8 protein-coding genes are annotated in these 13,791 nt (G+C 55.4%); 6 read left to right on the forward strand and 2 right to left on the reverse strand.

The window, feature by feature from the left end:
• Positions 1-28: 28 nt before the first annotated feature.
• Together J5Y17_RS16655 and J5Y17_RS16660 are read right to left on the reverse strand one after the other, a co-directional pair.
• Entirely contained in the window at positions 29-1,267 is a 1,239-nt protein-coding gene (locus tag J5Y17_RS16655) for a type II toxin-antitoxin system HipA family toxin (RefSeq protein WP_219786731.1), read from the reverse strand.
• A complete protein-coding gene (locus J5Y17_RS16660; protein WP_255572169.1) occupies positions 1,264-1,575 on the reverse strand; it encodes a helix-turn-helix domain-containing protein in 312 nt (103 codons plus the stop codon). The genes J5Y17_RS16655 and J5Y17_RS16660 overlap by 4 nt, the downstream gene beginning before the upstream one ends.
• 682 nt (positions 1,576-2,257) lie before the next feature.
• Here J5Y17_RS16660 and J5Y17_RS16665 point away from each other — a divergent pair.
• From J5Y17_RS16665 to J5Y17_RS16690, 6 genes are all read left to right on the forward strand, one after another.
• Positions 2,258-3,808 carry a type I restriction-modification system subunit M gene (locus tag J5Y17_RS16665; protein WP_219786734.1) on the forward strand — a complete coding sequence of 517 codons (1,551 nt, stop codon included), beginning with the start codon at positions 2,258-2,260 and terminating at the stop codon, positions 3,806-3,808.
• Positions 3,805-4,743: an endonuclease NucS domain-containing protein gene (locus J5Y17_RS16670; protein ID WP_219786735.1), complete on the forward strand. Its 939-nt coding sequence runs from the start codon at positions 3,805-3,807 to the stop codon at positions 4,741-4,743. Before J5Y17_RS16665 ends, J5Y17_RS16670 begins: the two co-directional genes overlap by 4 nt.
• The gene (locus J5Y17_RS16675) at positions 4,740-5,930 is read left to right on the forward strand and encodes a restriction endonuclease subunit S (RefSeq protein WP_219786736.1); all 1,191 of its coding nucleotides are present in this window, start codon (positions 4,740-4,742) and stop codon (positions 5,928-5,930) included. Before J5Y17_RS16670 ends, J5Y17_RS16675 begins: the two co-directional genes overlap by 4 nt.
• A gap of 18 nt (positions 5,931-5,948) precedes the next feature.
• A complete protein-coding gene (locus J5Y17_RS16680; protein ID WP_219786737.1) occupies positions 5,949-8,834 on the forward strand; it encodes a type I restriction endonuclease subunit R in 2,886 nt (961 codons plus the stop codon).
• 769 nt (positions 8,835-9,603) lie between these two features.
• Entirely contained in the window at positions 9,604-12,312 is a 2,709-nt protein-coding gene (locus tag J5Y17_RS16685) for an AAA domain-containing protein (RefSeq protein WP_255572175.1), read from the forward strand.
• On the forward strand, positions 12,284-13,789 hold the full coding sequence (locus J5Y17_RS16690; RefSeq protein ID WP_219786747.1) for a hypothetical protein: 1,506 nt from the start codon (positions 12,284-12,286) through the stop codon (positions 13,787-13,789). Before J5Y17_RS16685 ends, J5Y17_RS16690 begins: the two co-directional genes overlap by 29 nt.
• The last annotated feature ends 2 nt before the right edge of the window (positions 13,790-13,791 follow it).

Consider the following 13,791-nt stretch of genomic DNA (forward strand, 5'->3'; position numbering starts at 1 on the left):
GAACAGGCAATCGCACGTCTGGCGTGCATCACCATGTCAGTGCGATCTTGATCTCCTCGGCGATCTGCTTTCGCAGCACAGAGGGCACGTCGCGAACATCCGCGTAGCCTGACCAGTCACGCACAACGCCATCAATCTCCTCGACGATCTCTGCAGCGCGCTTTTCCTTGATACCCGCTTTCTTCGCGGCCTCAAGGAAATGCTCTCTACCCGGTCTGCGCCCTTCACCTGCGATGAGAAGTGTATGTTCACCACCGGGGCCGAGACTGAAGCTGACATCATAGGCAGGCGCCAATCGCCATTCTCCGGACGCATCCATCAAGAAGGCATGGTTCTTGAGGTGATCGTCGCGGTTCATGACGCGCGCATTGAATACCATCCGGCGAAACATCTGTTCGACCTCTCGGTAGTCACGCGTCATCATTCGCACGACCTTAAGGAGCTCGATGTAATCTAACTGCGCCGTTCTGAAATCGACATCCAACAAAGCTGCGACGGTCTGCATGTGCAGCCGCTCATTCTCCTGTCGGTCAAACCGATCTGTAATGAAATATGGCTCACCTTCAGAGGCGCGCAGAACGGCCACAGGAGTCATCTCGACACCCGCAGCGCGGGCGAGGTCGGAGTAAGCCGCTTCGGCCTCCACAGCGCCCTCTACGTCGCCCTGCGCGCGTCTCTTCGCGAGAACATGTCGCCATCCATCTTCGAGCGGCATCCGGTGATCATGCAGCCGCTCATTCGCCTCATCAAGGATCGCGACGAACTTCGGCCTCGCACCCTGTGAGCCGCCAGCAATTCCACGAAGTCGCTCCAGATCTTCGGCGGCGACATCGTTACCAATCTCCGGCACCAATCCATCGAACCAATCGAGGTCCAGGTCATCCTCGATGGGATAGTCATCCTCCGGTCGATAACACAGTGCACCCATGCCATGCGAGCCGACCATCGCAAGACGATCCAGATCAGTGATCTCCGAGCGAGACTTTCCGCGAGACGTTAATGTCCGGTCGATCAGGAGACGCCCCCAACCATCTGGCAGACTATCACCGAATAGACCTGGCAATTCTCCGAATGCTCGTGCTTTCGGACGCAAGAGGCCGGAATAGGACTTCACGAGCAATGGGCTGACATTCAGACCCGCCTGCGGAAAGTCAGCGTCCCATTCTGCCACGACTTCGCGCTGCGTCCGATCCCATCCGAGCTGACCGACAGCAATCCCTTCTCCTACGCCGCTAAAATCCAGCGTGACATTCAAACGTCCGGTCATGATCTGCGTCCTTTCGAACTCGCACGCTGTCTCGGCTTCGAACGTTTTTCTAATTCATCCAGAGACGCGATCTCTGGGGACGGAAACAGGCGCGAAAACTCTTCCAGCGCATCGAGCGCCTCGGCCAAAGCAAGAAGGCTCGCGAAGGAGATCTCGCCTGTCCGTTCGAAACGCTTCAATGTCCCAAGCGCCACACCAGAGCGTTCGGACAACTCCGCCTGCGTCAGATCAAGTGCCATACGACGCCCACGCGCCGCATCTCGCACTCGCTCTTGAATTTCCGTTGCGGTCTCTAGAATTGGAATCAAAGCCAATCTCCACGAAGAGATAACATAATGCCCCTTATACTACGAAAATCACACATAAGGACAAAATATTAACCCTTAAAGTATAAACCGACGTTGCGGAACGTTGACAGACCTTTACATAGCGGCGCGCGACGTAAACGTTTCAGGCACGAACGGAAACATTCGAGGCCTAAATGTAAAGGTCAGACACTTGCTTCGTCACGCAGATGCAACATCTGAGAACGCGCCAAACCCCTTATTTCATGGACGTTTGGAGACCGACGTTTACATGACGTTGACAGAAAGGGCTGTTTTGCGAGTTTTTCGCACGACGGGGGTATAACGAGCGAAACGAAATTCGGTTGCTCGCGAACCGGTTGCTGTCAACGCTGGATGACCTCACAGGCTCCATTTGGTTTCTACATTGCGCATTTCGATCCTTCGAAGATGAACTCCTAAGGGCAAGTGGTGACGGATGAGCGAGAGCGAAACGACCGCTCCAAGATCGAAAGGGTGGAGCAAAAAGGAGCGGCTGGCGATCATTCTTCGATCCATTCTCCGGCACAACCCTCCACCTCTTCCCACAATCTGCAGATGATCTGTTGCATCGAGGCGCCACTGACCGATACTTTGGCCGCGACATCGTATTTCATACAAATCACCAAAGGCGCATTACGGCGCTCAAAACAGGCATTTGGAAGACATGACGGAAGAGCAGAAGAAATCTCTGGAGCGCAAACTCTGGAGCATTGCGAATGAGTTGCGTGGGCGGATGGATGCGGATGAGTTTCGCGACTACATCCTCGGCTTCATCTTCTACAAATACCTCTCCGAGCGTCTGAACCTCTATGCCGACGACGCGCTCAAGCACGACGGGCTGAAGTTCGCCGCATTGGACGACACCAAAGACGCTGAAATTCTCGCTGCCGTCGAAGACGCCTGTCTCGAGGCGCTCGGCTACTTCCTCAAACCGTCCGAGCTTTTCTCCGCCATCGCCACCAAAGGCGCGCAGCCTGGTCAGTTCATCCTCGAAGACCTCACCCAGATTCTGAACAACATCCAGAAATCGACGATGGGCACCGAGTCCGAGGACGATTTCGACAACCTGTTCGAAGACCTCGACCTCACCTCCACCAAACTCGGGCGCACGGTCGAGGCGCGCAATACACTCATTGGCAAGGTGCTCGGTCACCTCGATAGCATCGACTTCGAGATTTCGAATTCCAACTCCGACGTGCTCGGCGATGCCTATGAATATCTGATCGGGCAGTTCGCCTCTGGCGCGGGTAAAAAGGCTGGCGAGTTTTACACGCCGCAGCAGGTCTCGACCATTCTCGCGCGCATCGTGACCACCGGCAGAGACCGCCTGCGCTCTGTCTATGATCCCACCTGTGGCTCCGGCTCTTTGTTGCTGCGCGTCTCTCGCGAGGTCTCGCACGTTGGCGACTTCTTTGGACAGGAGATGAACCGCACGACTTACAACCTCGCGCGGATGAACATGATTCTGCACGGGGTCCACTACCGCAACTTCGACATCAAACAGGACGACACGCTCGAACATCCGCAACACGACGGGCAAAAGTTCGAGGCCATCGTCGCCAACCCGCCCTTCTCGGCGAAATGGTCCGCGAACAAGCTGTTCGAGTCGGATGACCGTTTTTCAGAATTCGGGAAACTCGCACCGAGCTCCAAGGCCGACTTCGCTTTCGTGCAGCACATGCTGCATCACCTCGACGAGGACGGCACAATGGCTGTGGTGCTGCCGCATGGCGTTCTGTTCCGTGGCGGGGCGGAGGGCGCGATCCGGCAGTTCATTGTCGAGAGCAAGAACTGGCTCGATGCGATCATCGGCCTTCCGGCCAACATCTTCTACGGCACGTCCATTCCGACCTGTATCCTCGTGTTCAAGAAATGCCGTGAGGCCGATGACGTGTTGTTCATCGATGCATCAAGCTGTTTCGAGAAGGGAAAGAACCAGAACAACCTGCGGGACGAGGACGTGGACCGCATCGTCACCACCTACCGCACGCGGACCGAGGAAGAGCGGTTCTCGCACAAAGCCACGCGCGCGGAGATCGCTGAGAACGATCACAATCTCAACATTCCGCGCTACGTCGACACGTTCGAGCCAGAGCCGGAAGTTGACCTGTCTGTGGTCACGGCCAACCTCAAACGGATCGAGACAGAGATGGGCGACATCGACGAGGTTATTCGCGGGTTCTGCGCGGAACTCGGCCTGGAGGCTCCGGTATGAGCAAGCAATACAAACGCATCATGTTGGGACGCAAATCGGTTCATGCTGCTGAAGGCATTGCTGGTAATTACATCGGTGCGGGCTTTCTGCCTGAGATCGATCTGAGCGACAAACTCCCGGACGAATGGCGCGTCTTCAACAAAGCTATGATCCCCGTCTTTCTCGCAGAAAACCCAGGCAAATCCAAAGTCGCGGCCGGTCTCGCCTGTGGCATGTTGCATACGATCTGCAAGGGGATGAAAAAGGGCGACGTGGTGATGACGCCGGATCAGGACGGGAATTACCACTTTGGTGAGATTACAGGTGATTACTACTACGACTCAGGCGCACCACTCCCTCATAAACGTCCGGTCCATTGGTTCGACACGGTGGTGCATCGCAATGACCTGAGTGACCCACTCCAATACTCGATTGGTTCAATCGGCACGGTCAGCTCGGTCGAGAAGCACCAAGACGAAATCGAGGCAATCATCGGGAACCGGAAAGCTCCGGTTTTGATGGTTGCGGATGAGACGATTGAGGACCCGTCGGTCTTCGCGCTCGAGAAGCACCTCGAAGACTTCCTCGTCGCCAACTGGCCGAATACACCGCTCGGGCGGACGCATGACATTTATACTGTGGACGGTGAAATCGTCGGACAGCAGTTTCCCTCTGACACCGGTCCCATCGACATTCTGGCGATTAGCAAAGACGGGAGCGAACTGCTTATCGTCGAGCTCAAGAAAGGCCGTGCGAGCGATAGCGTTGTTGGACAAATCCAACGTTACATGGGTTACGTCCTCTCGGAGCTCGCGGAAAACACCCAGACCGTGCGCGGCGCGATTATCGCGCTCGACAATGACAAACGGATCGAACACGCGCTCCGCGTCGCCCCCAACATTGACTTCTATCGCTACCAGATCCGGTTCGATCTTGAGAAGGTGACAGGCGCATGAGCGGAGGAAAGGCTTTGGAGCCGAAGCTACGATTTCCGGAGTTTGAGGGAAATTGGGAAGCAACAAAATTTGGCGAATTAATCGACATAGCAAATGGACAGGTTGATCCGAAAGTCGAACCCTATGCGTCCATGCCACACATTGCGCCAGACAACATTGAAAGTCGGACAGGCAAACTGAAAAATGTGCGGTCGGCTTGCGAAGATGGCGTAATCTCCGGAAAATATGAGTTCGACGAAAAAGCTTTGGTTTATTCAAAAATCCGCCCGAACCTCAGCAAGGTCGCCAAACCTGGCTACCGCGGAATCTGCAGTGCTGACATGTATCCGATTTGGGCGAAGGCAGACAGATCAGACACCGGCTTCTTGTTTCATCTTATGCTTGGCGAGAAATTTGTCTCCGATGCCATAGCCGTTTCGATGAGAACGGGCCTTCCAAAGATTAATCGTCCGGATCTGAACGCAATTCGCACTCACGTTCCGAAAACTATTCCAGAACAACAAAAAATCGCCGCCTTTCTCGATGCGGCGTCGAAGAAGATCGCGCTGTTGACAGAGAAGCGGGACGGGCTTGTGGCGTATAAGCGCGGGGTGATGCAGCGGCTGTTCTCCGGCGCGCTGCGCTTCACCCGCCCCGACGGCTCTGCTTTTCCGGATTGGGAATATTTCAGCTTAGACGATCTTGAAGCCCAAGGAAATGTCGAGCTTGGTCGCGGTCAAGTTATCTCAAAGGCGGACCTGCGCGCACATCCAGGAAACTATCCCGTATATTCATCTTCTGGCGTCGATGATGGAGAATTCGGACGCTATGGAAAGTGGATGTTTGATGAAGAGCTCATCACTTGGTCCATTGACGGTGGCGGTCGTTTTTTCCATCGAAAGTGTGGGAAATTTTCAATAACAAACGTCTCAGGTTTTCTTCGGATATTAAACTCGGAGCCAAACTATGGATACCTATACTCAGCACTTTCATTTCTTCATCAACGTCTTGTCTTTGATTACCAGCTCAAAGCTCACCCGAGTGTAATAAGAAAGTTGTATAAGAGGATTCCGATCCCACACCCCGACGAACAAACCAAAATTGCCGAAGCCCTTTCCGCTCTCGACGCCAAAATCGACGCGGTGAGCGCCGAAAATTCCCAGATGGAGACCTTCAAGAAAGGCCTCCTGCAAAAGATGTTCGTTTAAGAGTTCTAAAGGAAGTCCATGTCCATTCAGTCCGAAGCGCAGCTTGAGAAAGAACTGATCCAGCGGCTCACGGGGCTTGGCTGGGTCGAGGTGTCGGTGCCGGATGTCGCGACGCTCCACTCCAATCTCAAGGCGCAGTTGGAGGCGCATAACGGGCTGACCTTCTCCGATGAAGAGTTCAAGCGCATCCTGAACCGTCTCGAAAAAGGCTCTGTGTTCGACAAGGCCAAGGCACTGCGCGACCGCATGGTGCTTCACCGTGATGACGGGACGGTCACGCATATCGAGTTTTTCAACAAAGAGGAGTGGTGCAAGAACCGCTATCAGGTCACGAGCCAGGTGACGGTCGAAGGGAGCTACAAGACCCGCTACGACGTGACGCTGCTCGTGAACGGGTTGCCACTTATTCAGATTGAGTTGAAGCGCCGAGGCCTCGGCCTCAAGGAAGCATTCAACCAGATCAACCGCTATCAGCGGCACAGCTTCTGGGCGGGATCGGCGCTGTTTCAATACGTCCAGATTTTCGTGATCTCGAACGGCGAGAACACGAAATACTACGCGAACAACCGCAATCAGAGTTTCAAGCAGACGTTCTACTGGGCAAAAGAGAACAACGACACGATCCAGCCGCTCGAGAAATTCGCGGACGCGTTTCTGGAGAAGTGTTTCGTCTCCAAGATGATCGCGAAATACATCGTGCTGCATGAGGGCGACAAGATCCCGATGATCTTGCGCCCGTATCAGTATTACGCGGTGGAGGCGATTGTGGACCGCGTGCAGAAGGGTCGAAAGAACGGCTATATCTGGCACACGACCGGATCGGGGAAGACGCTGACCTCGTTCAAGGCGAGCCAGATCATTGTCGAGAACCCGAAGGTGGCAAAGGTGGTCTTTGTCGTGGACCGCGCCGATCTCGATTACCAGACCACGAAAGAGTTCAACGCCTTCTCCGAAGGGTCGGTGGACGGCACGGACAACACGAACAATCTTGTGAAGCAGCTCGCCGAACCGAAGGTGAAGTTGGTCGTGACGACGATCCAGAAGCTGAACACCGCGATCACCCGCGAACGTCACGACGCGGCGATGGCGTTGATCAAGGACGAGCGCGTGGTGTTCGTGTTCGACGAATGCCACCGCAGCCAGTTTGGCGAGACGCACAAGAATATCGTGAACGCGTTCTCAAAGGCGCAGATGTTAGGGTTCACCGGCACGCCGATCCTGGCAGAGAACGCGGTGGGTAAGAAGACGACGACCGATCTGTTCGGCGAGTGCCTGCATAAATACGTCATCACGGATGCAATCCGCGATGAGAACGTGCTCCGGTTCTCCGTCGAGTATTGGGGTCGTCTGAAGAAAAAAGACGGGTCGCTTTTGACCGACGAGGAAGTCGGCGGGATCGATCTCAAGGAGTTCTTCGAGAGTGATCAACGTGTCGAAGGCGTCGTCGATTGGGTGATCGAGAACCACAAGTCGAAGACGCATGATCGGGACTTTTCGGCGATCATGTGCTGCAGCTCTGTCGATGCGTTGACGAAGACGTATGAGGCGTTCGCGAAACGCAAGGCCGAGGGTGCGCACGATCTCAGAGTGGCGACGATTTTCACGTTTCAGGCCAATGAGGAGGATCAGGACGCGGATGGCCTGATCGGTGAGCCGGATGTGACGGGCGGACCTGTGAATGCGCAAACGATGCATAGCAGAGACAAGCTGGGAGGCTTCGTAGACGACTACAACACGATGTTTGGCACCAACCAGTCGGTGAAAGACGGAAAGGCCTTCTACGCCTACTACAAGGCCGTGGCGAAGCGGATGAAATGGCGTGACAAGAAGGACTTCGTGCCGGAGAAAGGCATCGATATCCTGCTCGTCGTTAACATGTTCCTGACGGGGTTCGACGCGAAGACCTGCAACACGCTCTACGTCGACAAGAACCTCAAATACCACGGGCTGATCCAGGCATTCTCACGGACCAATCGCATCCTCGGACAGAAGAAGTCGCAGGGGAATATTGTCTGCTTCCGGAACCTGAAGACGAAGGTCGACGAGGCGATCGCGCTGTTCTCGAACAAGGACGCGAATGATAAGATCCTGATCGAGCCCTATCAAGTCTATGTGGACCACTTCAACGAGGCCGTGAGAGCGCTTCTGGACGTCGCGGAGACGCCCGGAGCAGTAGACCGACTGGAAAGCGAAGAATACACTCTGGCGTTCGTCCAGGCGTTCAGAGAGCTCATGCGCATCCGCAATGTGCTGACGACGTTCGCCGAGTTCAGCGATGATGATCTCTCGATGGAGGAGCAGAGGTTCGAGAAATACAAGAGCAAGTATCTCGACATCTATGACCAGCTAAAATCAGACCGCGACGGTCAACCGAAAGCCTCGATCATAGACGAGGTGGATTTCGAACTCGAACTGATCCGGCGCGACAAGATCAACGTGGCTTATATCCTCGCCCTACTCGCCTCCATTGGCGACGAAGAGGACGATGAGGCCGGGCGAGCCACAGCGGATGCGAAGAAGAAAGCGGTGCTCGATCTTCTCGGATCGGAGGCGCGCCTTCGCAGCAAGCGGGAGCTGATCGAAGAGTTCATTGCTTCGTATCTGACGACGCGCCGCGGAGGTGATGAGACGCGAGACGCGTTCAACGAATTCTGGGACGAGAAACGCGAGCAGGCCTTCAAAGACCTTTGCGCAGAAGAAGGTCTCGATCCTGACGGGTTTGCGAAACTGATGCAATCTTACCAGTTCACCCAGAAAGAACCGCTTGCCGACGACGTTCTGCCTGTCCTGAAGAAGCCTGTCGGCATTCTACAGCGGAAGTCCGTGATCTCTCGAATTGTGGAACGGCTGAAGGGTTTCATCGAGACATTCGATGAGAATATGGGGGATGTGGAGGGGTTATAAAGAATTGGTCAACGCGATCTTCTCGTATTTCAGTTTGCGAAGGCGGGGCGATGCCAGAACAAGCCGAGGAGGCTTCCAAACGAAATTCATTTACGGTGACGATAGCGGATCGCGAACTGAAGGAGTCTCCTTCAACAATCGTCGCATTTCCTTTCCGCGGCCACACTCTTTGATATCATGACGACATTATTCACATTCAGCTTGTATTGAAGTCAGCAATTTGAAAGCCTCTCTTCTAGACAGACCAAAAATCAGATTCCGAACCATTCTCTGCGGAACTAAACATTTTTGAAAATTTCGAGTTAGAATGTCCGCACTAGTAAGAACATTGGAAGCATTTCCCCGTGGTCGCACAACGGAAGAGCTTCTTGTCTTGATGGGGGCAGCATTCAGCCACTCGAAACGCATGCAATGCTTGGCGGAATTAGATGAGCTCGTGCGCTCGGGGCGAGCAGTGCGTGGCCATGATGGGAAGTGGCGATCCACGAAAACATACTTCTCGAATGAGAAGAACTCTTCCAGTCGCAACAGAGCGAGCACGGATAGCGCAGATGAAAACTTGCTTCACGCCGCACGAGCGGAATTCTTCCTTTCGAAGATAAGTGAGGATGAACAACCCGAGCGTGGAGATCACAGCATCAAGCCCAGTGCCCTTTTGCGGTATTGGCAGTCAGCGCTTCGATCTGATCCGCGCGGCGCTACGACAGCTATCGCAGACCAACATGGCGTGGACTGGCATCTTGTCTCGGGCAAAGGGCCCGTTGTGCCGATGGAGGACGGCGTTGTCCGGCTGTTGATCGATCTGGATCAATTGAACGGCGAGTTCCGCCAGGCGCTTTTGCGTCGAGAGGCAAATGAGAATGCACTTGCGCTCGGTTGGCCGCTTGCTGTGGGGCGGCGTGGCGGCGTGCCTGTCGTCTGGCCTGTCGGTCTGCTGTCCGCATCGTGGCGCAGAACCGAAACCCATCTTGAAATCCATATCGAAGCCGATGACGTGCTCGTTAACTCTGACTGGATCCACGGAGCAGCCCGCGCCACCTCTTGGTCCAGAACCGAGCTCGGGGAACTCTTTTCAGACGGCGACACGGTCGGACATCGCGCCGAAGATTTCTTGTTGAAACTCCGCGAAGCGGTCAGCACTCAGATCCGTGGTAAAGTGACTGGCGAAGCGCTAGTCACACAAGTAGATATGAACGCTCACGGCGTATACGATGTGGCCGCGCTTTTCCTGCCGGGAGAGTCGAGCTTTACCGCGGGAGCGAGCAAGGATCTAGATAGGCTTGCAACCTGGCCGGAGGAGAGGCTTGCGCGGTCAGCACTCGCGCCTGTGCTTGGCCTGAAACCGGATCTAGAGCTCAACACTACTGCAGCGATAAACCTCGGGCCGCTAAACGGTGAGCAGCTTCAGGCCGTTCGTAATGCCGTCGAGGCACCTTTATCAGTTGTAACGGGGCCACCCGGCACGGGCAAAAGCCAGGCAATTGTCTCCATGGCTGCCTCAGTAATACTGAACGGTGGCAGCGTAATGGTCGCATCCAAGAACCATCAGGCACTCGACGCGGTGGAGGAACGTCTCGGAAGCATGGCGCCTGACGTGCCTTTTGTGGTGAGAACCCTTGACCCAGCGCGGGAAATAGACAGATCTTTCGCGGATATCCTTGGCGAATTGATTGTCGCTGAATCTGCTGTATCACAGCTACTCCCAGATGGGCTGATCCGTGACAAAATTCGTGCTCTGGCCGCTGAACGCGCAGGGGCGCTTGATGCGTCGTTAGAAAAAGCACGCCTAGAGTGCGAGATAGCAGATATCCTTGATAGGATCGAAGCTAGAGAACAACACAGAGCCGCGAACTCGGAAGAGGCTTCTGTTACAAAAAGGGCAAAGCAATCGAACTTCTGGGAGCGCGTTCTGGAAATGGTCACCGCGCTCTTCGGCAAACGCAGTGATGCGTCTCCTAGCGAGGAAGTGTCGCCCACGACGCTATCCGAAATGTCGCTTTCTGAGCTGAAAGTCTATCTTGAACAACTCAGAGCGAAGAGCCGCGCGCTTGTTCTCGAGACAGACACCATCGCGCTGGCAGCAGAAATCCAAGCACTCGTCGTAAAATATCTACCTGAAGAGATGAAGCGCCGTGTCAAGTTAAGTGAAGATCGTCGTCTTGCTCTGACTGATGCAAAGGACGAAAGCGATTTTCAGGGGAAAGGGCCACTTCCTTCCGAAATCGCGCACAAGATACTTGAGCATCGTCCGCTTTGGCTCGTGTCGGTGCTCGGCGCCCCCAAGAGAATTCCACTCGACGATGGTATGTTCGATCTGGTGATCTTCGACGAGGCCAGCCAATGCGACATCGCCTCAGCAATGCCGCTGTTCGCACGAGCCAAGCGGGCTGTCGTAGTGGGCGATGACCGCCAATTGTCGTTCATCCCACAATTGGGACGCGCACAGGATCGCAATCTGATGCAAGCGCAGGGTCTACCGTCCAAAGGTATGGCAAGGTTTTCTCAGAGCCGCCGGTCCCTCTTCGATTTCGCCCTCCGTGTGCCTGATGTGCCGCGTGTCACACTGCGCCATCAATATCGGTCCGCAGGCCAGATTGTGGATTACATCAGCGGTGAATTCTACGGCGGGGAGCTAATCGTCGCCCAACCACCCGTCGGCGTCAAAGTGCCAAATAATGCGAAACCCGGAATCGCCTGGACCCATGTGCCCGCTCCCGCCATTCCGTCGAAAGGCAACATCAACAAGGCTGAGGCGCAAGCCATCGCGCGCGAAGTCAAAACGCTGCTGGTGGATCAAGGATATGATGGTTCCATAGGAGTAATCACGCCATTCCGTGCGCAGATCGAGGCAATCAGCGCTGCTGTCGAGGGCAACATCCCGCAGCGCCTCTTGGAAAAAGCCGAGTTCCGGATAGGAACGGTGGATGGCTTTCAGGGACAAGAACGGGACCTGATCCTCTTTTCGCCTGTGCTAGGAGCCAGCAGCGCAGTGACGAGCCTATCTTTTGTCCAGAAAGACCCACGCCGCTTGAATGTGGCGATCTCCCGTGCTCGAGCTGTTGCCCACGTTTTCGGGGATCTCGACTTTGCCCGTAGCGGTAAGGTGCGTGCATTGGCCCGCCTCGCTGCAACCGCCACCGAGCCCCGAAAGCGCAGCGGCGAAGGTCGCTTTGACAGCGAATGGGAGAGCCGCGTGTTTTATGCGCTGAAAGACCGTGGCATGGAGCCTTTCCCTCAACACGAGATTGCCGGTCGCTACCTTGATTTTGCGCTTTTCGGTAAGAACGGGGTCAAACTCGATCTCGAGGTGGACGGACGCCGCTGGCATCAGACCGCTGACGGGCGACGGAAGACCTCAGATCTCTGGCGCGATGAACAATTAAAATCACTCGGCTGGCGGGTGCGCCGGTTCTGGGTGGACGAACTTTCTCAAGATATGGATGCCTGCCTTGACCTCGTCGAACAAGACCTTTCCTAAGTCAAACAAACACTCCCTGATCGCTGGCATCCTTGCCACGACCGCACTCGTCAGTGTCGGGATTCTGGGCTTCAGTGTGAGCAAGCTTGACCGTGAATTCGGGAACATTATTCGCGATCGTGCGAGCTATGAAAAGCGCCTCTCCGAGATAACGACAGAAGTCGACGATCAGGAAACCCGCCGTGAGGCCGCATGGCAAGAACGCCAAAATATCAATTCGGAAATCACGTCGCTGATATCGCAAAAGGCGGATATCCAGCAGGACGTTGACGACTTGGTGTCCGATCGGGACAATCTACTTTCGCGCATCGACGGCATGAAAACGGATTTGGCCGAAGCGAATGAGACATTGAAAGAGGCCGCTCAGCTGGAAGCTCTCGTTGCGGACCGCCGTGAAGCGCTCGACGAGCTCTTAGGTAGCGTAATCAAAAAGACGCAAGAACTCGATGATCTGAACAGTAAGCTCAGCGACGCCCGTGTAGCCCTCTCGGATGCCGAGTCTGCCGCTCAAACCGCCGAGCAGAGGCTAGCTACCCTGCGATCTGATATCTCAAACGAGAGCGACAAGCTTGAAGCCCTACTGACACAAGTGCGTGGCTTGGAGGCAGACCGCACGGAAAAGAATAGGCTCCAGGACGAACTGGTGGCCTTGAAACTTGATCGTGACAACCTCCTCAACGACACGGAAAACTTGGTAGCGCGTCAAATCGCTGCGGAAGAGAAACTCGGACAGACGCAGAGTGCACTGACCGTCGCCAGCGCAGAGCTGAAGAGCGCGGAGGACGCCTTATCCGACGTGCGAAGCGAGGCGGAGCGCGTGCGAGCCGAGCGTGAACTTGCAGTGCGTGCGCGGGCTGATGCCGAAGCTCGCACCGCTGAAATGACGCGCCAGATTACAGATTTGGAAGCCCGGAAATCAGGCCTTGAACGCGAAGTCGCAGATCTCAACAGCCGTCGCGCGGCGCTTGCCGTGGAGGTCGAGGGCTTCAATGAGACGAAGCAGCGTTTGGATGCCTTACTCCGTCAGGAGGCTGCGCTTTCCGAACGCGTAACGACTCTGACACAAGAACAGGAACGGCTCACGCCCGTCCTAACCGACCTAGAACAGCAGAACGCGACGCTCCGCTCTGAGCAGGCCGATGCCGAAGCAGACTTGCAGAAGTTGCGAGAGACGCTACAGGCGCTCAACGGGCGGCGTGGCACTCTGACACAATCCATTGAGGACCTCGAGGCGCGTGAAACAGACGCCCGTGCGACTGCAGAACAAGCACAAAGCGAGTCTGCGGCACGCCAAACTGAACTTGAAGACTTGCGATCAAAACAGGTGACATTGGAGAGAGAGATTTCTGCGCTGCGCAGCATACTGGAATCGCTCCAGAGCCAAGTTCAAGCCGAGCCCGACGCTTTAGCCTCCGCACAGCAACCTTCGGCCATCCAACCAACCCAAGAGACGCCCGTCGAAGCTGCGGCAGAGTGAGG

Origin of the sequence: Celeribacter sp. PS-C1 (assembly GCF_019429625.1) — a bacterium.
GTDB lineage: Bacteria > Pseudomonadota > Alphaproteobacteria > Rhodobacterales > Rhodobacteraceae > Celeribacter.